The organism is Thermomonospora sp. CIF 1 (assembly GCF_001896795.1).
GTDB classification, from domain to species: domain Bacteria; phylum Actinomycetota; class Actinomycetes; order Streptosporangiales; family Streptosporangiaceae; genus Thermomonospora; species Thermomonospora curvata.
This window is the reverse complement of sequence record NZ_MOYN02000023.1, coordinates 435586-458564: the sequence shown is the minus strand read 5'-3', so window position 1 is coordinate 458564 and position 22979 is coordinate 435586. Positions and strand designations below refer to the sequence as shown.

23 protein-coding genes are annotated in these 22979 nt (G+C 70.6%); 10 read left to right on the top strand and 13 right to left on the bottom strand.

Annotated elements, in window-relative coordinates; translation table 11 throughout:
• Positions 1 to 86: 86 nt before the first annotated feature.
• From BUE48_RS20415 to BUE48_RS20405, 3 genes are read right to left on the bottom strand one after another with little or no spacing between them, the layout of a single operon-like run.
• Positions 87 to 803, bottom strand: coding sequence for an acetoacetate decarboxylase family protein (locus BUE48_RS20415; RefSeq protein ID WP_012854415.1), 717 nt, complete (start codon positions 801 to 803; stop codon positions 87 to 89).
• Positions 804 to 834: 31 nt separating this feature from the next.
• Positions 835 to 1320, bottom strand: coding sequence for an SRPBCC family protein (locus tag BUE48_RS20410; RefSeq protein ID WP_041440165.1), 486 nt, complete (start codon positions 1318 to 1320; stop codon positions 835 to 837).
• 8 nt (positions 1321 to 1328) lie between these two features.
• A complete protein-coding gene (locus tag BUE48_RS20405) occupies positions 1329 to 1943 on the bottom strand; it encodes an HD domain-containing protein (RefSeq protein WP_286990758.1) in 615 nt (204 codons plus the stop codon).
• A 316-nt stretch (positions 1944 to 2259) separates the two neighbouring features.
• Here BUE48_RS20405 and BUE48_RS20400 point away from each other — a divergent pair, with 316 nt between their 5' ends.
• Positions 2260 to 3858, top strand: coding sequence for a hypothetical protein (locus tag BUE48_RS20400; RefSeq protein WP_286990757.1), 1599 nt, complete (start codon positions 2260 to 2262; stop codon positions 3856 to 3858).
• Positions 3859 to 3928: 70 nt separating this feature from the next.
• On the opposite strand, the gene BUE48_RS20395 is transcribed toward BUE48_RS20400, so the two are convergent.
• The 5 genes from BUE48_RS20395 to BUE48_RS20375 form a co-directional block, all read right to left on the bottom strand.
• Positions 3929 to 4897, bottom strand: coding sequence for a CDP-alcohol phosphatidyltransferase family protein (locus BUE48_RS20395; RefSeq protein ID WP_012854411.1), 969 nt, complete (start codon positions 4895 to 4897; stop codon positions 3929 to 3931).
• A 183-nt stretch (positions 4898 to 5080) separates the two neighbouring features.
• A complete protein-coding gene (locus BUE48_RS20390; RefSeq protein ID WP_286990756.1) occupies positions 5081 to 8527 on the bottom strand; it encodes a bifunctional glycosyltransferase/CDP-glycerol:glycerophosphate glycerophosphotransferase in 3447 nt (1148 codons plus the stop codon).
• Positions 8528 to 8705: 178 nt separating this feature from the next.
• Entirely contained in the window at positions 8706 to 9836 is a 1131-nt protein-coding gene (locus BUE48_RS20385; RefSeq protein ID WP_012854409.1) for an acyltransferase family protein, read from the bottom strand.
• A 140-nt stretch (positions 9837 to 9976) separates the two neighbouring features.
• A complete protein-coding gene (locus tag BUE48_RS20380; protein WP_286990755.1) occupies positions 9977 to 11383 on the bottom strand; it encodes an LCP family protein in 1407 nt (468 codons plus the stop codon).
• A gap of 72 nt (positions 11384 to 11455) precedes the next feature.
• A complete protein-coding gene (locus BUE48_RS20375; RefSeq protein ID WP_012854407.1) occupies positions 11456 to 12316 on the bottom strand; it encodes a TIGR03089 family protein in 861 nt (286 codons plus the stop codon).
• Between the two features lie 56 nt (positions 12317 to 12372).
• Here BUE48_RS20375 and BUE48_RS20370 point away from each other — a divergent pair, with 56 nt between their 5' ends.
• The 6 genes from BUE48_RS20370 (at position 12373) to BUE48_RS20345 (ending at position 18039) form a co-directional block, all read left to right on the top strand.
• Complete coding sequence (locus BUE48_RS20370; RefSeq protein ID WP_286990754.1) at positions 12373 to 14523, top strand: hypothetical protein; 2151 nt, start codon at positions 12373 to 12375, stop codon at positions 14521 to 14523.
• A 58-nt stretch (positions 14524 to 14581) separates the two neighbouring features.
• On the top strand, positions 14582 to 15499 hold the full coding sequence (locus BUE48_RS20365; protein ID WP_012854405.1) for a glycosyltransferase family 2 protein: 918 nt from the start codon (positions 14582 to 14584) through the stop codon (positions 15497 to 15499).
• Complete coding sequence (locus tag BUE48_RS20360) at positions 15496 to 16575, top strand: glycosyltransferase family 4 protein (RefSeq protein WP_286990753.1); 1080 nt, start codon at positions 15496 to 15498, stop codon at positions 16573 to 16575. The genes BUE48_RS20365 and BUE48_RS20360 overlap by 4 nt, the downstream gene beginning before the upstream one ends.
• Before the next feature lie 165 nt (positions 16576 to 16740).
• Complete coding sequence (locus BUE48_RS20355) at positions 16741 to 17196, top strand: helix-turn-helix domain-containing protein (protein WP_286990752.1); 456 nt, start codon at positions 16741 to 16743, stop codon at positions 17194 to 17196.
• Positions 17189 to 17554 carry a DUF4180 domain-containing protein gene (locus tag BUE48_RS20350; protein ID WP_286990751.1) on the top strand — a complete coding sequence of 122 codons (366 nt, stop codon included), beginning with the start codon at positions 17189 to 17191 and terminating at the stop codon, positions 17552 to 17554. The genes BUE48_RS20355 and BUE48_RS20350 overlap by 8 nt, the downstream gene beginning before the upstream one ends.
• 191 nt (positions 17555 to 17745) lie before the next feature.
• On the top strand, positions 17746 to 18039 hold the full coding sequence (locus BUE48_RS20345; protein WP_012854401.1) for a hypothetical protein: 294 nt from the start codon (positions 17746 to 17748) through the stop codon (positions 18037 to 18039).
• Between the two features lie 354 nt (positions 18040 to 18393).
• Here the strand turns inward: BUE48_RS20345 and BUE48_RS20340 are convergent, their stop codons facing one another.
• From BUE48_RS20340 to BUE48_RS20330, 3 genes are read right to left on the bottom strand one after another with little or no spacing between them, the layout of a single operon-like run.
• Entirely contained in the window at positions 18394 to 18567 is a 174-nt protein-coding gene (locus BUE48_RS20340; RefSeq protein WP_012854400.1) for a DUF397 domain-containing protein, read from the bottom strand.
• Between the two features lie 43 nt (positions 18568 to 18610).
• Entirely contained in the window at positions 18611 to 18793 is a 183-nt protein-coding gene (locus BUE48_RS20335; RefSeq protein WP_012854399.1) for a DUF397 domain-containing protein, read from the bottom strand.
• The gene (locus BUE48_RS20330; protein WP_286990750.1) at positions 18790 to 19608 is read right to left on the bottom strand and encodes a helix-turn-helix domain-containing protein; all 819 of its coding nucleotides are present in this window, start codon (positions 19606 to 19608) and stop codon (positions 18790 to 18792) included. Before BUE48_RS20330 ends, BUE48_RS20335 begins: the two co-directional genes overlap by 4 nt.
• A 116-nt stretch (positions 19609 to 19724) precedes the next feature.
• Between BUE48_RS20330 and BUE48_RS20325 the strand changes: the two genes are divergently transcribed.
• Positions 19725 to 20153 (top strand): ATP-binding protein, encoded by a 429-nt coding sequence (locus BUE48_RS20325; protein ID WP_286990749.1) that lies wholly within the window; start codon positions 19725 to 19727, stop codon positions 20151 to 20153.
• A 203-nt stretch (positions 20154 to 20356) separates the two neighbouring features.
• On the opposite strand, the gene trxA is transcribed toward BUE48_RS20325, so the two are convergent.
• The gene (gene trxA, locus BUE48_RS20320; RefSeq protein ID WP_012854396.1) at positions 20357 to 20695 is read right to left on the bottom strand and encodes a thioredoxin; all 339 of its coding nucleotides are present in this window, start codon (positions 20693 to 20695) and stop codon (positions 20357 to 20359) included.
• Positions 20692 to 21657 carry a lysylphosphatidylglycerol synthase transmembrane domain-containing protein gene (locus tag BUE48_RS20315; protein WP_245536907.1) on the bottom strand — a complete coding sequence of 322 codons (966 nt, stop codon included), beginning with the start codon at positions 21655 to 21657 and terminating at the stop codon, positions 20692 to 20694. Before BUE48_RS20315 ends, trxA begins: the two co-directional genes overlap by 4 nt.
• A gap of 100 nt (positions 21658 to 21757) precedes the next feature.
• On the opposite strand from BUE48_RS20315, the gene BUE48_RS20310 reads away from it, so the two are divergent.
• Together BUE48_RS20310 and BUE48_RS20305 are read left to right on the top strand one after the other, a co-directional pair.
• Positions 21758 to 22465, top strand: a complete 708-nt coding sequence (locus tag BUE48_RS20310; RefSeq protein ID WP_012854394.1) for a class I SAM-dependent methyltransferase — start codon at positions 21758 to 21760, stop codon at positions 22463 to 22465.
• A gap of 173 nt (positions 22466 to 22638) precedes the next feature.
• A complete protein-coding gene (locus tag BUE48_RS20305) occupies positions 22639 to 22836 on the top strand; it encodes a hypothetical protein (protein WP_286990748.1) in 198 nt (65 codons plus the stop codon).
• Positions 22837 to 22979 lie beyond the last annotated feature (143 nt).

The following is a 22979-nucleotide window of genomic DNA, read 5'->3' as shown; positions in this document are numbered from 1 at the left end:
CAAAGCTTACGCGGGTCGCAGCCGGTAGCGGTCATGCCCGGGCGAGCGGGCCGGGCGATCCGGCCCGCTCGCCGGGAAGCGAGGTCTCAGCCGAGCGGCTGGGCGTCGTGGAAGGTCATGCGCACCTGCGCGGCGGTGGTGCTGCTGAGCGCGCGGGCCCGGTGCAGGCCCAGGCGGTGCAGCTCGTCGGCGACCGGGTGGCCAGCGGGGTCGCCGACCCGTACCACGGCCCCGCCCGGCCGGAAGCGGACCCCTTCGGGCCGCACCGACCAGGGCACGCGGCGGGTGACGCCGTCCAGGCAGGAGAACGCCACGACCTCGGGCGCGGCGCCGCGGGTGGGCACCGGCAGCCCGGGGCGGATCGCCACCGCGGCCACCAGTTGCCCGTCCACCCGGACCGCGCAGCGCCTGACCGCGCCGTCCAGGTCCAGCGGCAGCTCGGCCATGAGCTTGGGGAAGCCCCAGATGGAGCGGCCGGCCTCCAAGGTGAAGCCCTGATCGACCGGCAGCCAGTGGATGAACACGCCCACGTTCCGCCCCGGGCCGGACCCGCCCAGGGGGTCGCGGACCAGGAAGGCCACCGCGAACTCGTGGTAGGGGCCCAGGTCGCCGTCGACGTAGCGGACGAACGCCAGCGAGCAGATCGCCCGCCCGGGCAGCGGACGCAGCACCTGCAGGCCCGAGTAGTCGATGATCTGCTGCGCGGTGCCGGCCGGCACCGCGAACATCGCCGAGGCCACGGCGGCCCGGCGGATCTGCACCGGCATGGCGACCTTGCGGCCCTGGATGAGATGGGTGCTCACACCACAAGTAGAACAGGTTCTTGTTTTTCTGTCACGGCCCTTCGCAGGCGGCCTTGATCCGCTCCAGGGTGGTGCGCATGCCCCGCCGGTTGAGTGCGGCCCTATCGCCCGCCGCCACCCCGGTGAAGATGCGGCCCAGCAGCGAGACCAGCGCGGCGCCGCGGTGGTTGCGCCGCAGGTCCTCCCAGTACTCGGTGAGCCGGGTGGCGCCGCCGCCGACGTCCTCCAGCCGGTAGCCCCACAGCGCCACCGGGATGCCGAAGCTGCTGACCCGGAAGGCGAACACCTGGCCGGGCACCGCCGCCGTGACGCGCCCGGTGGTGAACCAGACCCGCCAGCCGATCCGGTTGAAGCCGACGAACCTGGTGCCCTCCTCGGCGAGGCCGCGGCGCGTCCACACGGCGAAGCACTCCGGGCTCCAGCGTCCCATCCGCCGCAGCTCCGCCACCGCCGCGTAGACGCGGGCGGGCTCGGCCTCGATCCGGATGCTCTCTTCGGCCACCCACTCCCGTTCCATGCGCAAGATCATCCCAGATGGGCGAAATGCCGCCGCCAGGACTCGTACCAGCCGGTGAACCACCGCCCGCGCGCATCCGGCAGGCTCTGGGCCAGCGGCAGGATGTAGGTGACCGTCTCGGCGTAGTAGCGGCGCTGGAAGTCCGGCGGCATCCGGTCGAGGGTCTGCACGTTGCTGATCCGGTCGGCCAGTTTCACCGTGATCGCCTCCGGCGGGGCCTCGCGCAGCCGCCGCAGGTAGGCGGCCTTGGCGGCGCGTTTGGCCTGCCGTCCCCGCCCAGTGGCCGGCGGGGCGGTCACCCAGTCGACCAGCTCGGCCACCACCGGCCCGAACTCGGCCTCCACGGCGGAGACGGTGGCCTCGGTGTCCTCCACCACATCGTGCAGCACCGCCGCGGCCAGGATCTCCACGTCGGTGACCTGGGCGCCGCGCACCAGCACCTCCAGGGTCTCCAGCAGGTGCTCCAGGTAGGGGGCGCCGGAGGGGCGCTGCTGCGAACCGTGCCAGCGGCGCGCCGCCGCCACGGCCCGCTCCAGCACCTCCAGATCGCCGGCCGCCAGGGAACGGGCCTGCAGCTCGGCGCGCGCCCGCTCCCAGGTGCGCCAGTCGGTGAACATCTCCATGCGACGATCCTCCTCCCGGCGGAGGCCTCCGTGCCACCGGGACGGTGGACCCTTCGCCGCGCCCGCTCTGCCCGGTCGTGGACACGTGGGGCGATTCCTGGTGCGGTGCGCCATTTCTGCAGGTGTTTGCGGTGGGTGCCGCCTGCCGGAATGATCTAGATCCTGATCTGACGATCTTGAAAAAACGCCCCGGCGTGCCGTGGGTTCTGGGAACCTTCGTGCGAACCCGTCGCAGGGAGGCACGCGTCAACTGATTGGGGCCGGGCGCCGCCGTCCTGAGCGGGCGGCGGGGCGGTGGTGGGCTGGAGAGGGCGGCGTGAAAGACGTGGAGAACGCGGCACGGCCGATCGTCCGGGGCGTCCGCGCGGTCGTGGCGGGGCTGGGCGGGCTCGTCGTAGCGCATGGGCCGTTCGCGGTCGTCCTGGCGGTGGCGGTGGGAGTGCGCTGGCTCGCCGTGCTGGGCTACCCGTCGGTGCTGTGGTTCGGCGACTCCTACGCCTACCTGGAGGCGGCGCTGCTGTTTCGGCCCTCCACCCTGCGGCCCAGCGGGTATTCGGTGTTCTTGTGGCTGCTGAGCCCCGCCCACAGCCTGCTGGTGGTCGTCATCGTGCAGCATGCGCTGGGCGTGGCCATCGGGGTGCTGGTCTATGCGCTGGTGCGGCGGGCGGCGCGGGCGGCCTGGCCGCACCGCAGGCTGCTGCCCGGCCTGCTGGGGGCCGTCTTCGCCGCGCCGGTGCTGCTGGACGCCTTCCAGATCCAGCTGGAGCACCTGCTGATGGCCGACCTGCTGTTCACCTTCCTGCTGACGGCGGCGGTGACGGTGACCCTGTGGCGGGTGCGGATGCGCTGGTGGACCGGGGCGCTGGTCGGGCTGCTGATGGCGTGCGCCGCGCTGACCCGCTCGGTCGGGCTGCCGCTGCTGGCGGTGCTGGCGGTGGGCATGCTGGCCCGCCGCGCCGGGTGGCGGGCGGTCGCGGCGGCCGCGCTGGCCTGCGCGGTCCCGGTGGTGGGCTACATGTCCTGGTACTCCTCGGCGCACGGCCGGTTCGCCCTCAGCGACTCCGACCAGGTCTGGCTGTATGGGCGTACCGTCGACTTCGCCGACTGCTCGCTGATCAGGCCGCGGCCCGAGGTGGCGGTGCTGTGCCCCGAGCGGCTGCCGTCCGGCACCCGGATGGCGCCGGCCTATGCGGCGATGTGGGGGCCGGACTCCGGCTTCAACCACCTGCCCGGCGGCATCGAAGACCCCCGGGCCAACGAGCTGGCCGGGGAGTTCGCCTGGGCCGCCATCGCCGCCCAGCCCGGCGACTACGCCGCGGTCATCGTCCGCGACACCCTGCGGGCCTTCGCCTGGGGACGCGACCCCTACCCGACGCCCTGGACGGAGGACAAATACCACTTCCAGCCGGGGGCGTCCCTCACCGAAAAGGACGCCGCGGTCGCCTACGCCTACGGGGGGCGGACGGCGGAGCCGCGGGTCGTCGAGCCGTACGGCGGGTGGGTCCGCGACTACCAGAGCGCGGTGTATCTGCCCGGCCCCGTCCTCGGCGGGTTCCTGCTGGTGGGGCTGGTCGGCATGGTGGTGCGGATCCGGCGGCTGGGCGGGCGGGTGCTGCTGCCCTGGTCGGTGTCGTTGGCGCTGCTGGTGGTTCCGGCCGCCACCGCCGACTTCGACTACCGCTACGTGCTGCCCGCCGTCCCCTTCGCCGCCCTGGCCGCGGCCTTCGCCCTGATCCCCGAGTCCCGCCCCGGGCCCGTCCCTTCCGCGGACGCCGCCCCGGAGGAGCCGGCCGGACGCGCCGGGGACGAGCCCGGTGAGCCGGCGGCCGTCCGAGACGGCGAGAGGGAAGAGGGCGAGAAGGAACCCGCGCCGGCCGCCGAGGAGACGGTGGTCGCCGGGGAGCACCGGCCGTAACGACGACCGGCCGCAGACCCCGTCGGCGGGCGGAGGGTCTGCGGCCGGATGAAGGCGACGCGAGGAAGGCTCACACGGCCCGGCCCAGCGGCACCTCGGACTCGGCCGGCAGCTGGGCCTCGTACTCGGCGATCTTGGCCTCCAGCTCGGCGGACACCCGCGCGAAGTCCAGGCTGGACAGGTAGAACTTGTAAATGATCACCAGCTCGAAGAACAGCAGGCCCGCCCCGGCCAGCGCGGCGGTCCAGATGACCGCGGTCGGGCCGATCAGCACGGCCAGCACCGGGGCGATGATGAACACCGACATCTGGAACTCGATGCCGCTGATCAGGTGCGGGCGGATGCGGCCGCGCAGCAGGCCGTTGCGCACCCGGGCGTACCAGGGGAACCGCTTGTGGAAGCCCTGCTGCATCAGCTCGTGCGGCTTGGGCAGCTCGCTGATCAGCTTGTCGTAGTCGCCGCCGAGCATGGAGTCCATCTCCGACTCCGACGGCAGCCGGCGGGTGGCCAGCTCCAGCTCCGCCGCCCGGGTCTGGGCCTTGACCAGCCGCGAGCGCATCTGGGAGCGGACCTTGTAGATCTCCAGCGCGTCCAGGTAGCGCAGCATGTCCAAGAAGACCACGGCCAGCCCGGTCCACACGAAGGCGACGTTGCCGGTGGCCGCGTACAGGCCGCCCATCAGGGCGATGGAGCAGGCCAGCACCCGCACCCGGTCGAAGATGTAGTCCAGCCAGGCGCCGAACACCGAGCCGGTGCCCTTGAGGCGGGCGATCTTGCCGTCCATGCAGTCGAGGACGAACGACAGGTGGTACAACAGCGCGCCGACCAGCAGCCAGGTGGACTCGGCGGTGGCGAAGCAGGCGCCCGCGCCCAGGCCCAGCAGCAGCGCCCCGGTGGTGAGCTGGTTGGGGGTGATCCCGGTCCGGTTCGCGGTGAACTTCACCAGCCGGGAGGCCAGCGGATCGACCAGCAGTACCGTCCACCAAGCGTCACGCGCCTTGTACGTTCTCGATCGAACGTCCTCGAGCGTGAAGGCCATCGAGCGCATTCCTTTCATCGGGGTCCCGCAGACCACCGCCGGGAAGCGCGGCGGGCGGTCTGGGGCTGGGGGGTTGCCGGATCCTCCAAATCCGGACGAACAGGCCCGAAGTGGGCTGGAAAGCACAGGTTACCGGTACGACAGTTTTAGATACCGGAGACTTTGAATTATCGTAATCGCCCGTTATTTCAACAGGTGATCCAATACGCGGGCGGCGGCGTACCCGTCGTCGTGCGGGCAGTACCGGGCGGCGAAGGCCGCGTACGCGTCGCCGTAGCCCGCCGAGATCCGGTCCAGGTCCCGCAGCGTCTCGATGACCTCCTCAGAGGTCCGCAGCAGCGGGCCGGGCGCCTCGGCCTCGAAGTCGAAGTAGAACCCCCGCACGTGGTCGCGGTAGCGCTCCAGGTCGTAGGTGAAGAAGACCATCGGGCGCCCGGTGACCGCGAAGTCGAACATCGCCGAGGAGTAGTCGGTCACCAGCACATCGGTGATCAGGTACAGCTCGGCGATGTCGGGGTAGTTCGACACGTCGATCACGAAGTCGCCGAGCTCGGCCTTGGGACGGTCGGTCACCAGGTAGTGGGTGCGCAGCAGCAGCACGTGGTCGTCGCCGAGCGCGGCCTGCGCGGCGGCCATGTCCAGCTTGAGCTGGAAGGCGCGGGTGCTCAGGTCCAGGTACAGGTCGTCCCGCCAGGTGGGCGCGTACATGATGACCCGCTTGCCGGCCGGGATGCCCAGCCGCCGTCGCACCTGGGCGGCCAGCTCGTGCCGCTCGGGACGGCGCAGCAGGTCGTTGCGGGGATAGCCGCTCTCCAGCACCTCGCCGTCGTAGCGGAACGCCCGGCGGAACAGCGGGATGGAAAAGGCGTTCTGCGACAGCAGCAGGTCCCACTGGGGGACGTCGTACTCCATCCAGATCACGCCCTGGGTGCGCTTGTAGGGCATGTCGTGGACGTCATAGCCCAGCTTCTTCAGCGGCGTGCCGTGCCAGCACTGCACGTACGTCTGCCCGGGACGCTTGGAGAACCAGGGGCGCTGGGACCAGTTGGCGAAGATGAAGCGGGCCTGCGCCATCACCTCGTAGTGCTCGCGGCTGTTGGTCAGCACCACCCGGGCGCCCTCGGGGGTGGGGAACTGGCCGTCGTTGCTGACCCACACGCACTCGATGCCCAGGTCGCGGCGGCGCAGCTCCTCGAAGATGCCGCGCGGGTTGCACGAGTACTGCCGGCTCCGGTAGGCGTCGAACACCGCCAGGTCCCGCACCGGCTCGCGCCGGTAGCGCGGGTAGGCGTGGTTGCGCAGCTGCGCCTGGGCGTAGGGCCCCTGGGCGTCCTCGCCGAGGACGACCTTGACCTGCAGCCGCAGCGCCTCGGCGGAGTAGGTGAGCAGGTTGAACTCGTGCACCCCGGCGCGGTGGGGGCCGGGCATCAGGCGGAGACGGCCGCGTTCGACCAGCACCGGCGCCTCGCCGCCGCCCGGGGTGGGCACCAGCAGGTCCCACCGTCCCTTGCCGAGCGGACGGTGCATGCCGAAGAACGGCATGGCGGCCGGGCGGAAGGAGACGGCGAAGCGGTCGCCGTCCCAGGCCAGGGGCAGCCGGAAGGTCTCGGCGAAGCGCTGGTGGCGCAGCAGCAGGTGGCTTGGGCGGTCGGAGCCGCAGTAGGTGCCCTCCAGCGTCAGCTCGTCGTCACCGGACCACTTGGCCCCCGTCACCACCGGGCGCGGCGTCCGCAGCACCACGCGCAGGTTGCCGAAGCGGCTGCGCAGCAGGGCCAGCTCCAGCGGCTCGGCCCCGTCGCGGACCAGGTACCTGGCCTCTCCCAGGTCCTCGCCGAACAGCACCTTGTGCTCTTCGCCCAGGGAGAGCTCCCAGCCGCCCTCGCCCTCGGCGAGCAGCCCGCTCAGCGGGAGACGGGCGCGAAAGCCCAGCCGGCCGTCGGGGCGCGGCTCGGTCTCCACCTCGCCGCGCACCTGCTCGCGGCTCTGCTCGGAGGTGGCGATCAGGCCGCTGCGCGGGTCCTGCGTCACCCAGCCCGTCAGCTCCAGCGCGTCCTTGCCCAGGCGGTGGCCGGTCAGCCGCGCGGTGACGCTGCGGACCCGCATCACCATGCTGCGGCCCAGCTCCAGGACGTGCACATGCACGCCGGGGGCGATCTCCATGTCCTGGGGCCAGCGCCGGTTCGCCGCGGTGGGGGCGCCCAGGGTGCGGCGGCGGCGCATGCCCTGGCAGGAGACCTCCAGGCCCAGTTTCCAGTCGCCGGTCTGCCAGCGGCCCAGCACCTTGAAGGAGGACGGGTCGATGTGGGTGACGAACCCGGCCCAGTCGTGGGAGGCGACGGCCTGGCCGCTGGCGGCGGTCACGTCGGGACGGCGCACCCGCTCCACCTTCAGCGGTATCCGCAGCAGCCGGTGCGGGCCGCGCAGCCACAGCCGGATGCGCGAGTCCTCCGGCGAGCCGGACTCCAGGCGCGGGATGTAGGCGTGGCCCTCCACGCGCAGCCGCCCGTCCACCCAGGTGGCCTTGTCGAGGCGGGCCACCGGCAGCAGCTCGTCGGTGACGTCGTAGACCTCGACGGGGATGTCCAGTTCGGGGTCTTCGAAGTAGGGGTAGGCGGCGTACCAGGTGCGCTTGCGGCCGCGGCGCACCACCGGGGCCTCCTTCAGCCCGCCGATGGTGACGAAGTGCAGCACTTCCAGCAGCTCCGGCAGCCGGCGGCGGGACAGCAGGTGCAGCTGCAGCCGGGTGATGGCCGGAACCGCGCGCAGGATCTGGCCGTCCAGCAGCCCGGCCAGCTCGGCGCCCAGCGCGACCAGCTCGGGGCGGTGCTCGTCGGGGATCTTCGGCAGCGCGGTCAGCAGCGCCTCCAGATCGGCGCGCACCAGCACCTCGGTGTCGTAGCCGGTCAGCAGCTGCGGGGCGTATCCGGCCAGCTCACTGCGCACCCGGCCCGCAGCGCGCAGCCGCTCGGCCAGCTCCACCGGGTCGTACTCGCCGATCGGGCCGCTTTCCCGCCACAGGTAGACGGTGTCCTTGAGCTGGTCGATGGCGGAGGCCAGGGCCAGCGCCCGGGTGATGACGGGGGCGCTTTCGCAGCGGCCGGCCGGGAAACGCAAGTCCAGCCGGTCCCAAAAAGAGCGGCGGAAGACCTTGTTGCCGCAGGAGCGGTCGCGCAGCAGGACGGGCCGCTGGGCGATCTGGACGCCCTCGCTCGTCTTGCCGTACAGGCCCCGGTGCGCATCGGACTGCACGGGCTCGTCGTTCTTGAGCCGGTGCACATTGCCGCAGGCCAGGTCGGAGCCGGAGTGCTCCAGGGAGGACACCAGGCGCCGGTAAGCCCGTTCGGGTACTTTGTCGTCGCCGTCCGCGAAGGTGAGGTATTTGCCGGTGGCCTGGGCGACGCCCAGATTGCGGGCCGGCCCCACGCCTTGATTGTCCTGCTGGAACAACCGGAACCGGGAATCGCGTTCGGCGAATTCCTTGGCGATGGTGGCGCTGCCGTCGGTCGAGCCGTCATCGACCATGACGACTTCGATATCGCGGAGGGTCTGCCGCCGCAGCGACTCAAGACATCCGGACAGATAGGGCTCGGCGTTGTAAAAGGGGACAACGACGCTCAGCAGCGGTGACACGGTCCTCCCTGGGCGCGACGCGCGAGGTAAGCGCACAGTTACCAAACCCATCACCGGGGCGGCGGTTTCGGGTGAATGCCTGGTAGAGGCAAGATTAACGGACTCGGTGCGATGTGATGTGCGGCTGTGACGATCACCGCGGGCGAACCCGAGGCCCGGCGGGCCCGCCCGCGGCCTTTCAGGAACGGCTGCGCCGCACCGGCTGGCCGGGCCTGCGCAGCCCGGTGAAGGCCCAGCCGAGTTTCGGCTCCAGCAGCCAGCTCATGGTCTTCACCACAGGCGGGGTGCACAGCAGCGTGCCGACCACGGCGGCGATCACGATCATCGTCAGCACACCCGGCACGGTGTGCCAGAACGCCAGCTCGCGGAAGTCGGTGAACTTCAGCAGCCGGGTGAAGAACCCGTGCAGCAGGTAGGCGTACAGCGTCATGGCGCCCAGCCCGGTGAACCAGGTGCGGCGGCGCGGCACCAGCGACAGGAACGCGGCCACCAGGATCACCGCGCAGATCATCATGGCCAGCCGCATTCCCGTGCCGACCAGGTTGCTCACCCCGAGCTCGGCGTGGCCGTGCTTCCAGTACACCCAGTCGATGTTCATGCGCGGGTAGGCGAAGTAGGCCACCACGACGGCACCGCTCAGCACCGCCACCCCGAAGAGGCGGGCGATGGGCCGCTTGACGAGCTCGAAGTGCTCCGGCCGCAGCATCAGCCCCAGCACGTAGAACGGCAGCAGTCCCAGCGTGCGGTGCAGCTCCAGGTCATCGCCCAGGTCGTCCATGTACGACAGCAGCGAGATGCCCACCGCGATGGCCAGCGGCCAGCGGATCTGCTGCCAGACCGGGGTCGACAGCCGCCACAGGAACAGCGCCATCAAAAACCAGGTCAGGTAGTAGGGGTCCAGCAGGCTGATCTTCAGCTTGTTGCCGCCGACCTGCCAGTCGTAGATGGAGTAGGCGAACTCGAACACCACATACGGCACGCCGAGCGCCACGATCAGCTTGCGGGCCTTGCCGGACCCGAAGGTGAAGTTCCGGGACAGGTAGCCGGTGAGCACGATGAACAGCGGCATGTGGAACATGTAGATCGCCAGGTACAGCGTGCTCGCCAGCGGCACGTCCCGCAGCCCCACGATGGAGTGCCCGATCACCACCAGCAGGATGGCCAGGAACTTGGCGTTGTCGAAGAACGGGTCGCGCTCCTTCTTGCGCGGGGCGGCGGCGTCCTTCGGCGCGGGGGCGGCCGGCCGGTCCGCGGCGGTGCCTTCGGGGGTGCCCGCGAGGGGGGAGCGGGGCTGGAGGATCTGAGTCATGAGGTCCAGACGTCCGTGAAGGGGGTCGGTCGCCGTCCGAAGTTACCGGAAGACCGAAGATCGGAACGGGCAAATCGGGCGACCGGTTGGCGGAAAAAGCTCAGGCCCGCCCGGGGCGGGACGGTGATCTGCGCGCGGGGTCAGGTCTTGCAGACATCGTCGGTCCCGCGCACCTCGTCCTGCTGACGGGGGATCCCGGTCTGGCGGGGCTTGAGGGCGGTCCAGTCCGGGCCCACCACCAGGTCCACGATGCCGGCGGTGCCGTTGGCGCGGGCGACGGGCTGCCCGTCGGCGTCGGGGACCGCCTCGGCCAGCGCCAGGGCCTCCCGCCCGGCGCCCGGCCCGTACAGGATCCGCGTGGTGCGGCGGGTGGTGAGCGTGCCCACCCCGACGACCTGGTAGCCCTGCGCCTCGAGCTGGTCGGCGACGCGGCGGGCCTGGCCGTCGATGCCGCTGGCGTTGTAGACCCGCACCCGGATCCGGCTGGGCGAGATCTTGGGGGCGGTGCGCTTCTTCTGCGGGATGCCGGTGTCGTTGCGGATCGCGGCGAAGAACTGGTCGGCGTCGGGCTGGCGCAGCGCCACCCGGTTGGGGTCGGGCGGGTACTGGGTCCACGGCACGGTGACGAAGCGCAGCTTGCCGGCGGTCAGCCCCTGCATCCCCCGGGCGATCTTGGTCATCGCCTGCAGGTCCAGGTCCTCATCGGTGGTCAGCGACTTGGTGGCCGCCGATAGCAGCGCGTTCAGCTTGACCGGGTTGCTGAGCACCCCGGCGCTCATCGCCTTGTTGGCCAGCGAGGCCATGAACTGCTGCTGGCGCTTGATGCGGTCGATGTCGGAGCCGTTGCCCAGCGCCTTGCGGGTGCGCACGTAGGCCAGCGCGGTCTCGCCCTTGACGATGTGCCGGCCCTTGCTGAGGCGCAGCCGGGACTGCGGGTCGTTGACGTCCTTGGGCAGGCAGATCTCCACCCCGCCGACGGCGGTGGTGATGTTCTTGAAGCCCACGAAGTCGACCTGCAGGAAGTGGTCGATGCGGATGTTGGTCAGGTTCTCGATGGTCTTGACCGTGCAGGGGGCCCCGCCCCGGGTGAACGACTCGTTGATCATCGCGACGCTGGAGGCGGGCACCACCTGGCCGTCGCGGCTCTTGCAGGAGGGGATCGGCACCATCAGGTCGCGCGGGAAGCTGATGCCGATGGCCTGCTCGCCGCCGGGGGACAGGTGCAGCAGGATCATCGTGTCCGACCGCGGCGGGTCGTTCTGCATGCCGCGCCCGTACTTGGCGTTGGCGCCGGTGCGGGTGTCGGAGCCCAGCAGCAGGATGTTCATGGCGTCGTTGAGCTTCTCCGGCCGCGGCCCGTAGTTGATGTTCTCGCGGGCGATGTTGCCGTTGAGCTTCCGGTAGTAGCCGTAGACGCCCAGGCTGGAGCCGACCAGCGCGACCGACAGGCCGACGGCGACCCAGCCGAGGATGCGCCAGCCGCGTCGACGTACTGGGGGCGGCTCGTCGTCGTCGACGTACTCCATGTACATCGGGTTGCTGTTCATGGGCTCCTGCGGTCGGGCGTGGGGCCCCCGACTCGGGGGGTCGGGTTCGGACGCGGTGGGCCGGCCTGCCGGCTAGCGGACCAGCCGGCGGACGGAGCCGGACGGCCCGTCCCATCCCAGCACACCGGCCACTGCTGTCACATGCTCCACAGAAATTCGTCGATCAAGGGCGGACTCGTCGAGATTTCGTTGAATTATGACCGACGACCCCGCCGCCAGGGGGGTGAGAACCCCCACCAGCACCCCTTGCAGGGTCGTGAACGGCAGGTCGGAGAGCACCCGGCTACCGGCGTCCAAATCCCATGCGGCGGCGGCATCGGCGGCCCGGTCCACCAGCTCTCCGGCGGATAGTGTGGCAAATGTCACGTTTGCCGCGGAAGTCTCTTCCGCCACCCGCAACGCGGGGGCCTTCGCGTCCACCGGGACGGGCGGCGCGAAGCGGTCGCCGTACCCGCGGACCTCCACCGCGTAGTCCAGCACCCCCGCAGGGCACTCGCTCAGCGGACGGCCCAGCGCATGCAGCGACAGGCCGATGACCTCCTCGGCGTCGGCGGCGTGCTCCTCGTACCAGCCGGGCACCGACAGCACCTCCTCCGCGGCCACCAGGAAATACGCGCCGCCCGCGCCCGCAGGTTCGAGCTCGCCGAGCCGTTCGGGCTCCACCGGCTCGGCGACCAGCCCGGCCGACCAGCACGCCAGCAGCCACACCGCGCTCTGCCAGTGCGGCGGCAGCACCAGCGCCGCCCGGTCGCCGGGCTGCGCCCCCAGCCCGTCCACCAGCAGATTGGCGGTCTTGGCCACCCAGTTGGCCAGCGTCTTGGCCGACAGCTCCACGCGCTCGCCGGTGGCGTCGTCGTAGAAGGTCAGCAGGGGGCGCGAGGGGTTGTCGATCAGGCGCCGCTCCAGCAGCCGTGCGGGTCCGTAGTCAGCCATGCCGCTGAGCGTACGGCTCCACCCCGCCCCCGGTGGCCCGATACCCTGCGCTCTCAGTGGACGAACCGCAGCAGCTGAGCGAGCACCCGATGAGCGAGCGCGCCCCCGCAGGACGCCGGGTCGCGCAGCTGCGGCTGCCGATGCCCTTCCCCAACGACCCCGCCGCCCGGGGCCGCTCCACCCGCGCCGGACGGGTGCTGGCCCGCCTCACCGTGGCGCCCGCCCTGCTGATCGTGGCCTGGCTGGCGGTGTCGCTGCCGCTGCTGATGGCCGGCCGCTACCGGCTCGGCCCGGCGCTGGCCCTGTTCGTGCCGGTGGCCTTCCTCACCCTCAAGGCCGGCTTTTGGGACCGCACCCGCCTGGAGCTGACGGTCGGGCTGCGCGGGCCGGTCTCCTGGTGGTCCACCGGCGGGGTGGTGGCCGTGGCCGTCGCCTTCTTCGCCCTGGAGGCGGCCATGTGCGCCGAACAGGTCGTGGTGCGCCGCGACCCGGCCTCCTACGTGCAGTTCGCCACCTGGCTCAAAGACCACGGGCGGCTGCCGATCGACCCCATGCACTGGGCCTTCGGCGGCCACGACCCGGCGCTGGAATACGGCGGCCCGGCCTTCTACCAGGTCGGCGACCAGGTCGTCCCGCAGTTCATGGCCGGGCTGCCGATGGTGCTCGCGCTGGGCGGCTGGATCGGCGGGACCGGCGCGATGCTGATGACGGCCCCGCTGCTGGGGGCCTGCGCGGTGCTGGCCTTCGGCGGGCTGACCGCCCGGCTGGTCGGCCCCCGCTGGGCGCCGCTGGGCGCGCTGGCGCTGGCCCTGCTGCTGCCGATGCAGTGGCTGGCCCGCTCCACCTACAGCGAACTGCCCGCCCTGGTGCTGCTGCTGGGCGGGCTGAGCCTGCTGCTGGACGTCCGCGACCTGGAGACGGCGGCGGCCCGGGTGCGGGCCTTTTTGGGCGGGCTGGCGCTGGGGCTGGTCCTGCTGGTGCGCATCGACGGCATCCGCGACGTGCTGCCGGTGGTGGTGTTCGCCGGGCTGCTGGCCGCCCGCCGCCGCCCCACCTGGCCGCCGCTGGCCGCCGGGCTGGCCCTGGGCGCCGGGGCCGGGCTGCTGGAGGGCTACACCAAGTCCCGCCCCTACCTGGAGTACCTGAGCGACTCGCTGCGCCCGGCGCTGATGCTGGCCACCGCCGTGGTCGCCGCCACGATCGCGCTGGCGGCGGCGCTGCGGTGGCCGCCCGCCGGCGCCCGGCTGCGGCGGGCCGGCGCCGCGCTCGCCCGGGGGCGCCTGCCCGACCTGGCCGCCTTCGGCGCGGTGGCCGTCTTCGCCGCCTTCGCCGTCCGCCCCTGGCTGCAGACCGTCCGGCGCGCCCCGCGCACCGAAGACGACCGGCTCAACGTGTCGTTCATCGAGCAGGTCCAGCGGATCAACGGGCTGCCGCTGGACGGGTGGCGGCAGTACTCGGAGCTGTCGCTGCACTGGGTGGCCTGGTACGTGGGGGTGCCCGCGCTGCTGCTGGCCGCCCTGGGCGCGGCGGTGCTGGCCCGGCGGCTGCTCAGGCGGGAGAACGGCGAGTGGGTGCTGCCGTTCATGGTCATCGCCTGGACCACGGTGACCACCCTGTACCGGCCCGGCATCACCCCCGACCACCCCTGGGCCTCCCGCCGGCTGGCGTGCGTCGTGCTGCCGGGGATGCTGCTGCTGGCGCTGTGGGGACTGGCCTGGTGCGTGCGGCGCCTGCGCCGCCGGCACCGCCCGGCGGCCGTGCCGGTGGCGCTGGCCGGCGCGCTGGCGATCGTCGTCCCGATCGCCGCCGTCTCCTGGCCGCTGGCGCTGCGCCCCACCGAGCAGGGCGAGCTGGCCCAGGTGCGCTCGATGTGCCGCAAGATCGGCCCCGGCCGGTCGGTGATCATCGTGGAGCGCGTCACCGCCGACCGGTTCATCCAGGTCATCCGCGGCATGTGCGGCATCCCCGCGGCCCGCACCGTCCCGGAGGCGACCGAGTCGGACGTGCGCCGCGTCATCGACCGCATCAGCGCGCAGGGCCGCCGTCCGGCCGTCCTCGGCGCGGCCCCCGCCGACGTGGCCGGCTACGGCGCCGCCGAGCAGATCCTCCACTTGCGCACCCGGCAGGACGAGCGGACCTTGACCTCCCCGCCCAACGGGACCTGGCCGCTGAGCATGGATGTGTGGATGGCCGAACCGCTGCCGTAAGGCCCCGGCCCGGTGAGCCGGACATGGGCGGCGGCGCAAGGGAGTATTCTCGCGCTGCGTGAGCACCGAGCCCGACAGCCGATCCGAGCATGTCCACGTGACGATCGTCCTGCCCTGCTACAACGAGCAGGACCACGTCATCGACGAGGTCGAGCGCATCTGCAAGGCGATGGACGCCAGCGGCCACAGTTATGAGCTGCTGGCCATCGACGACTGCTCGACCGACGGCACGCTGGAGCGGCTGCGGGAGGCCGAGCCCCGCTTCCCCAACATGCGGGTCATCGCCTTCCAGCACAACAGCGGCTCGGGCACCGTCCGGCGGATCGGCACCCAGCAGGCGCGCGGCGACATCGTGGTGTGGACCGACGCCGACATGACCTACCCCAACGAGCGGATCCCCGAGCTGGTGGAGATCCTCGACGACGACCCGTCGGTGGACCAGGTGGTCGGCGCGCGCACCACCGAGGCCGGCAGCCACAAGCTGCTGCGGGTGCCCGCCAAGTGGTTCATCCGCAAGGTCGCCGAGCGGCTCACCAACACCAAGATCCCGGACCTGAACTCCGGGATGCGGGCCTTCCGCCGCGAGGTGTCGCTGCCCTACCTGCGGCTGCTGCCGCCCGGGTTCTCCTGTGTCACCACGATCACCATCGCGTTCCTGGCCAACCAGCACCCGGTGCGGTACGTGCCGATCGACTACTACAAGCGGGCCGGCAAGTCCAAGTTCCGCTTCTTCAAGGACGCCTACCGCTACATCTTGCAGGTGCTGCGGATGGTCATGTACTTCAACCCGCTGGCCGTGCTGATGCCCCCGGCGCTGTGGCTGCTGGGCATCGGCGTGGCCAAGGGCATCTTCGACATGGTCGTCCACTTCGGCTACTTCGCCAACAACACCGTGATGATCTTCATCTCCGGGCTGCTGATCGCCTCGCTGGCGCTGCTGGCCGACCTGATCGTCCGCTCCCGGGGAGACACGTGAGGATCGCCATCGTCGGCCCCGCCTTCCCCTACAAGGGCGGCGGCGCCCACCACACCACCGAGCTGGCCCACCGCCTGGCCGGGGCCGGCCACGACGTGGTGATCGAGTCCTGGAGGGCCCAGTACCCGTCCTTCCTGTACCCCGGGCAGCAGACCATCGACGCCCCCGAGGGCGAGCCGTTCCCGCGCACCCGCCGCGACCTGGCCTGGTACCGCCCGGACGGCTGGCTGCGCACCGGACGCCGCCTGCGCTCGGCCGACCTGGTGGTGCTGGCCGTGCTCACCCCCGTCCAAGTCCCCTCCTACCTGGGCATCCTGCGGGGAGTGGGCGGGCGGGCCCGTGCGGTGGCGCTGTGCCACAACGTCCTGCCGCACGAGCGCAAGCCCTATGACGTGCCGCTGATGAAGGCGCTGCTGCGCCGCGTGGACGCCGTGCTGACCCACTCGGCGCAGCAGGCCGAGCTGGCCCGCACTCTCACCGCGCGTCCGGTGACCGTCGCCGAGATGCCCCCGCACCTGCCCGCCCGGGCGCCGGCGCGGACCGGTACGGATGACGGTGTGCGCAACCGCCTGCTGTTCTTCGGCATCGTCCGCCCCTACAAGGGCCTGGACGTCCTGCTGCGCGCCCTGGCCGCGGGCCCGCCCCAGGTGCGGCTGACCGTGGCGGGCGAGTTCTGGGGCGGCGTGGACGACACCCGCGCGCTCATCGCCTCCCTGGGCCTGGAGGAGCGGGTCGATCTGCGCCCCGGCTACGTCCCGGCCGCCGAGGTGCCCGCCCTGTTCGCCGAGGCCGACGCGCTGGTGCTGCCCTACCGTTCGGCCACGGCCTCCCAGAACGTGTGGATGGCCCACGAACACGGCATCCCGGTGATCGCCACCCGCGTCGGCAGCTTCCCCGAGCAGGTCGCCGACGGGGTGGACGGTCTGCTGTGCGACCCCGACGATGTGGCTTCGCTGACCGAGGCCCTCAACCGCTTCTACGCTCCCGGCGAGCCGCAGCGCCTGCGCGCCGCCGTCCGTCCGGTGGACGACGCCCCGCTGTGGGACGCCTATGTGAAGAGCCTGCTGGCCGGGTGACCGGCTGATCTGTCGTGATCGCCGTCCGGGAGGGGACGGTTTCCCTCCGGCGCGCCCGGCTCTCGCCGGCTGACGCCTGACGCATCCCGTGAGGATCACTGCGGGAGCGTCTTGCAGTCCTCAAAAGTCCCTATCGCTCCCTAATTAGGTTTAGGTTAGGGAGCGATGAGTGAAAAACTGTACTCAGTGGAGGAGGTTGCCCGTCTCCTCGGCCTGCACGTGCGCACGGTGCGCGGCTACATCCGCTCCGGCCGGCTCAAGGCGGTGCGGATCGGCAAGCAGTACCGCATCGCCCCCGCCGACCTGGAGAGGCTCACCGGACGGACGCTCCCGGCCCGCCCTTCCCGGGCCGCGCGGGTGGAGGTGTCGAGCATCGTGCAGATCGACGGCATCGACCGGGCCGCGGCCGACCGGCTGGGCACGCTGGTCCTGGCCGGAGCGAACACCACCGCGGACCCCACCGGCCCTTTGCACGTCCAAACGATCCACGACAAGGAGCAAGCCCGCTTGAAGATCGTGATCATGGGTGGCGCCACCGCCACCGCCGACCTGCTCCGCCTGCTGGACGCCGTGCTCGACGGCGAGAACGGCCTGCTCACCGGAAGGGACGGCAATGCCTGACGTGATCCAGGAAAGAGCCGGCGTCCAGGTCCTGGTGTGCGACGAAAGCGGCCCCCCGGTGGCGACCGTCCAGGACGCCCTGGACCTGATCGGCGCGGCCTTCGCCGGCGCCGAGGTGGTGGCCGTGCCCGCCGACAGGCTGGAGGAGAGCTTCTTCTCCCTGAGCACCCGCCTCGCCGGCGAAATCATGCAGAAATTCGTCAACTACCGGCTACGCCTGGCCATCATCGGCGACATCTCCCACCACCTGGAGACCAGCACGGCCCTGCGCGCCCTCGTCCGGGAGTCCAACCGCTCCGGCCACATATGGTTCCTGCCCGACTTGGCCGCCCTGGACGCCCGGCTCAGCGAGCTGTAGGAACGCTCTGGCGCACCCGAGTCTGCCGGTGGACTGCCATGCGCCCGTTCCGTTCTCACACCGGAACTCTCTGGGACGAGTATTGAAAGTCCGGCCGTCCCCATTCCGGTCGGCACCGCCGGTGTCCGTCGTTTTCGGTGGGGGCGGGTGGTGGTCCGTGGACGTTAGACGCTTGGCGGAGGAGACAGGGGGTGACCTTGTTCGCGCGTGAAGCCTCCTACCGCGAGGTGGCCTCGGCGGTGGCCCCGGTGGCCGTATCGCAGTTCTTGGCGGCCAAGGGCTGGGAGCTGGAGGCCAGTCAGGATAATGTCAAGGAAATCTGGCGCCTTCCGGACGGCCAGGGCGGCGTGCGAGGTCGTATTCTGTTGCCACTCGCCACGGATTACATCGACTTCCCGCAGCGTTTCGCGGACGCGCTGCACGCCATCAGCAAACTCAACGGCTGGAGCCCTGAAGAGCTGCTAGAGCAGATCATCACGGCCTGAGCAGGTCTGTTGTTCGTCCGCCTGGATCTTCCACAGGCTAACAGGACGATCCCTTTCTGGTGGGCCGAGACGACCATCGCTGCGCTCTACGAAATGCTCGGATCGGCGACTTTGACTGCCGCCGATCCGAATTATTCTCAGCTTTGGTGACGATCTAGGATGGTGAACTTCGCCGGCTGGCGAAGCTCGGCTTTCCGGTGTTGGCTGCCCTGCTTGCTGAGGGGCGGAGCTGCATGGGGCGGTATCTCTACGGTGGTGGAGCCATTCACGGCGTGGCTCGCACCGCTCTTGAATCGAGTGTGTCTCTAAATGTGGAAATCCGGATCGCTGGAAGGGTTTCGGTGTCTGATGAGCCTAGCTGTTCCGGATTCTCTGCAGTAGGGCGGCGAAACAATGGGGAGAGGCGGTGAGATGACCGGCGGCAGGGTTCTTGGAGTTACGCAGGCCAATCCCACTGGGGAGCACGGCGACCTCGAGGCACGTGCTTTGATTCGTTCCGCTGTGGCTGGACTTCCGCCAGGCGGTCATCGCATGACCTCCGTCGCTTCTGTTGAAGGACGCTGGTGTTCGGTCAGCTGTTTTTGATCTTGCGTACCAAAGCGGTGAAGTGCCGGCGGGAGACGGCCAGGTGCCCGGCGGCGGGGTTCTTAGAGTCGCGCAGGCCGATGCCTTCGGGCAGTGCGGCGACCTCGACGCAGTTGCCCTCCTGAGTGCCGCTGCGGCTGGACTTGCGCCAAACGATCTTGTTGGTCATTCGAAGGACTCCATCGCTTTCTCGATCAGCTTTCTTGAGGGAGTTTCAGGTAGCGCCTTGGCGCTGATCTGGTTCCACCGGATCACATACGACTGTACGTCAGAGGGTGCCGAGACCAACCGGCCACATCCAGGAGACTCCGAGTAGGCCACTTCTCCGAAGTCATCTCCAGCCATGAGCAGGAAGCTTCCGTCAAGGCCGGGAAAAGCTCCGACGTCCCAGGTCCGGGGGACTACGCGGACGACTATTCGCTTCCGTTCCGACAGCTCCAAGACACGCGCCAGCTGACGACGCATGATCTCTGGAGAGCCGACAGGCCACTCCAGCGCGTTCTGGTTCAAGATCGCTGATACGAACGGGGGGACCTCACGCTCGAGGATCTCTTGCCGGCCGATCCTGCGTTGCAGCACCTCCTCTGCGTTGGGCACATCACCGGTGCTGAGAAGCGCTCGTGCGTAGTCCTCCGTCTGGAACAACCCGGGGATGACGTTGGCCTCGTACGTCTTGATCACTCCGGCCTTGCGCTCCTTGTCGAGGTACTGACTGAACCACGACGGGTCGTGTCCGATCGAGGCGTACCACATGAGCGTCTGGAACAGCCCGCCGATGTCCCAGGCCCGGTCGATCAGAATTGCCTGTTTTGTGTCCAGCCGGGTCTCACCCAGCTCGATGCGGGAAACCGATGATCGGCTGCAGCCCATGATCCGACCCATGGCCTCCAGTGAGAGTCCCCGTTGGTTACGGAGAAACCGCAGGTAGAACGCGATGAAGTTCCACAGGTTGGACTTGGGGTCCGGAGGCTGGCCCACGCGCATCCGTGATCGCTCCCCTTTCCCAGCTTTTCCCGGACTTCTCAGGGTAAGCAGAACGCTACCCAATGTTGGGGCACTCTGTGTCTCGAGCCACAAAACACAGAGTGAAGGGGATTGTCGTGAACGTAACGGAGGTGGGGTTCGGGCGGCAACTGCTGGCCACGCCGGCGGCGGTCGGTGCGGTGCGCACCTACGTGAAGGCGCAGCTTGAGAAGTTCGGCTACCCCCATGCGGTGGCGGACGCGCAGCTGGTCGCGGCCGAGCTGGCCACCAACGCGCTGGCGGTCAGCGAGCGGGGCGGGAGCATCCGGGTCTTTCTCGGGCATCGGCCCCGCGGGCTGGTGCTGGGGGTCTGGGACGCCGATCCGCACATGCCCGAGCGGAAGCCGCCTCCACGGCTGACTCCCGAGACGCTCGACCCGGACCCGGGCGGCTTCGATGACAACGGGGGCTGGGGGCTGATGATCGTCGAAGCGCTCGTCCGCGACCTGTGGATCGAGCGGCCGGCCTGTGGCGGCAAGTGGGTCTGCGTGGCGCTCAACGTCTGATGTTTCCCGTCCGGCGGCGGAAGGTCAGCCCGCTATGGGCCGGGATCACCGCCGTCCGAGGGGATGTTCCCTCTGGGAAGGACGGGAAAAGCGGGCGGGACTTTCCCCCGTGGGCCGTCGCGCTCCTGAGGGCTCTGCAAGGGCCTCAATGATGCGACGCCCGGTCCCCGACGGGCGGGAACCGGGCGGATGGGTGCGGGTGGTTACTTGGCGACGACTCCCAGGTGCGGGGCGAGGGTGGACAGGAGGGCCCGCTTGGGCTTGGCGCCGACGATCTGTTCGACGACCTCGCCGTTGACGTACAGGTTCAGGGTGGGCAGACCCTGCACACCCGCCTGGGCGACGGTGGCGGGGTTCTCGTCGGCGTTCAGCTTGGCGACCGTGAGCTTGTCGGCGTACTCGGCGGCGATCTCGTCCAGGATCGGCGAGATCATCCGGCACGGGCCGCACCAGTCGGCCCAGAAGTCCACCAGCACGGGCTTGTCGCTCTTGAGGACGAGCTCATCGAACGTCTCGTCGGTCACCTTGATCGGTGCGCTCACGATCTCTCCTTAATCGGCTGTCTATCCCCCTCAAGTCTGTGAGGGGTCACTTCATTCCCGTCGCCGTGTCCCGCCGCGAACGCCAACGCCGCGCAGGCCAGATCGGCCAGCGTCAGCAGCACCCGGGAGACCAGCGCCACCACCAGCGGGGCGCCGGGGGGCAGGGCCGGCGAGAGGGTCAAGACGATCACCGCCTCCCGGGCGCCCAGGCCGTTGGGGGCGATGAAGACCAGGAAACCGGTGGTGAAGGCCAGCGCGTAAGCGCCGGTGGCCAGCAGCGGCAGGCCGTGGCCGTCCCCGCCGGCGGCGTCGGCGATCAGCCAGGTGTGCAGGCCGAACAGCGCCCAGCCCACGACCTCCCAGGCCACCGCCCGCAGCGTCACCCCCAGGCTCACCGGGTGCTCCAGCGGGGGACGCCGCGCGATCTTCAGCAGCAGGTCGATGCCCCAGGTGACGATCCGCGGATGCAGGCAGGCCAGCAGCACCGGCGCCAGCAGGAACAGCCACCAAAAGTCCGCGGTGGCCTGCGGGGAGGTCAGCGGCAGCGTCACCGCCGCCACCGCCAGCCCGGACGCGGTGGTCGAGGCGATGGCCAGCAGGGAGGAGCTGATGTTGCGGATGCGGGGGATGCGGTACCGGCGGCCCAGCTCCATCTGGGTGACCAGCGCCCACACCTTGCCCGGCACGTACTTGCCCAGCCCGGAGATGAACGACAGCCGCGAGGCGGCCACCAGCGGCAGGGGAGAGCCCAGCCCGGCCAGGAAGACCCGCCAGCCCAGCATCCACGCCACCAGCCCGCCGACACCGGCCAGGAAGGCCCCCACCAGCGCCGTCCACGACATCCGCGCCAGCGCCTGAGTGGTCTCCTCCCACTGGGACACCAGGCTGTAGGCGCAGAAGGCCACGGCGGACAGCACCAACAGGGCCCGAACCGCGCCCATGGCCCGCTGCTTGGAAATCACCCGCCTTAGGGTAGGCGAGCCGCAGGGGGTCCTGCGCGGGGGCGGATGGACGCGGTGAAGGCCACTGAGGCAATGGAGAGGCAATAGGCTGGCCCGCATCATGAAGCTTGCTGATGCGGTGGCCTTCTTCGGCCACCAGGTGCACATCTGCCGGTTCCGCGAGGCCGGGACGCTGCTGCGGTGGATGGGCGATGACCTGCGCGGCAAAAAGGTGCTGGACGTCGCCGGCGGCGATGGGTACTGGGCCGGGCGGGCGCGCAGGCGCGGCGCGCTGGCGGTCTCGCTCGACCTGGCCCGCTCCAAGATGCTCTACGGCAAGACGCTGGCGCACGCCCCGGCGCTGATCGAGGGGGACGCCCTGGCGCTGCCGTTCGCCGACGCCAGCTTCGATGCGGTGCTGTCGGTCTGCGCCATCGAGCACTTCACCGACGGCGCCCGCTCGCTGGCGGAGATGGCGCGGGTCCTCAAGCCCGGCGGGGAGCTGTTCCTGTCCGCCGACGTGCTCAGCCGCGCCGACGCCTGGCCCAAGCTGCGCGATGCGCACAAGGCCAAGTACCACGTCCAGCACACCTACACCCACCGTTCGCTGGGCGAGCTCATGGGCGAGCACGGCCTGGAGATGGTGACCTACTCCTACCAGTTCCGCACCGCGGCGGCCGAGCGGCTGTACCTGTCGCTGTCGGCCTACGGCGGCCGGGTGGGCTTCAACGCCGCCGCCCCCCTGGTGCCGCTGGTGGCGCTGGCCGACCGGCGGGCCCCCAACGAGCGGGGCAGCATCGTGCTGGTGCGGGCGCGCAAGCGGCCCTGACGCATTCGGGGTGTGGTGTTCTCCGGCGCGGGGTCCTCGCGAGAACGGCCGTCGCGCAGGCCCTGTTCGGCGTAGGCCCTCGAAAGGGTCGATCCCGGCGAGAGGACCCAGGGAGGACTGTGGCGCCCCGGTGCTCACCACGCGCTGCTCGTTCCTGCCGGAGGTCGGGGGCGATGTGGTCGCCTACGCCGAGCCCGGACGCCGCCGGCATCGCCGCCGCGCTGCGGGAGCTGATCGGCGATCCGGCCCGCCGGGCGGCGCCGTCGCAGGCCGCCCTGCGCCGTTCCCGGCGTTTCACCCGGGCCGCCTCCGCCGAAGGCGCACCTGCGGTCCTGCCGGCGTGCGGTGGGCCTGCCGGAATAGCCCCCTGACGGGTTTTGCCGATCACGAGAAAAGGAACGGTGAACCTTTCCCACCCGTGCGCCTTCCGGACCGCGGCGGCCCCGATCACCGGGAGGGGCCTGCAATAGGCTCTGACGCCTGGTGAAGCTTCGAACTATCCGGAAGGGAACGC

Excerpts from the sequence above, each read along its gene's own strand:
- BUE48_RS20410 (WP_041440165.1), bottom strand. The coding sequence starts at position 1,320 with ATGGAACGGGAGTGGGTGGCCGAAGAGAGCATCCGGATCGAGGCCGAG.
- BUE48_RS20405 (WP_286990758.1), bottom strand. The coding sequence starts at position 1,943 with ATGGAGATGTTCACCGACTGGCGCACCTGGGAGCGGGCGCGCGCCGAG.
- BUE48_RS20395 (WP_012854411.1), bottom strand. The coding sequence starts at position 4,897 with ATGGCCTTCACGCTCGAGGACGTTCGATCGAGAACGTACAAGGCGCGT.
- BUE48_RS20385 (WP_012854409.1), bottom strand. The coding sequence starts at position 9,836 with ATGACTCAGATCCTCCAGCCCCGCTCCCCCCTCGCGGGCACCCCCGAA.
- BUE48_RS20380 (WP_286990755.1), bottom strand. The coding sequence starts at position 11,383 with ATGAACAGCAACCCGATGTACATGGAGTACGTCGACGACGACGAGCCG.
- BUE48_RS20375 (WP_012854407.1), bottom strand. The coding sequence starts at position 12,316 with ATGGCTGACTACGGACCCGCACGGCTGCTGGAGCGGCGCCTGATCGAC.
- BUE48_RS20355 (WP_286990752.1), top strand. The coding sequence starts at position 16,741 with ATGAGTGAAAAACTGTACTCAGTGGAGGAGGTTGCCCGTCTCCTCGGC.
- BUE48_RS20350 (WP_286990751.1), top strand. The coding sequence starts at position 17,189 with ATGCCTGACGTGATCCAGGAAAGAGCCGGCGTCCAGGTCCTGGTGTGC.
- BUE48_RS20340 (WP_012854400.1), bottom strand. The coding sequence starts at position 18,567 with ATGACCGCCTGGCGGAAGTCCAGCCACAGCGGAACGAATCAAAGCACG.
- BUE48_RS20335 (WP_012854399.1), bottom strand. The coding sequence starts at position 18,793 with ATGACCAACAAGATCGTTTGGCGCAAGTCCAGCCGCAGCGGCACTCAG.
- BUE48_RS20330 (WP_286990750.1), bottom strand. The coding sequence starts at position 19,608 with ATGCGCGTGGGCCAGCCTCCGGACCCCAAGTCCAACCTGTGGAACTTC.
- BUE48_RS20310 (WP_012854394.1), top strand. The coding sequence starts at position 21,758 with ATGAAGCTTGCTGATGCGGTGGCCTTCTTCGGCCACCAGGTGCACATC.
- BUE48_RS20305 (WP_286990748.1), top strand. The coding sequence starts at position 22,639 with ATGTGGTCGCCTACGCCGAGCCCGGACGCCGCCGGCATCGCCGCCGCG.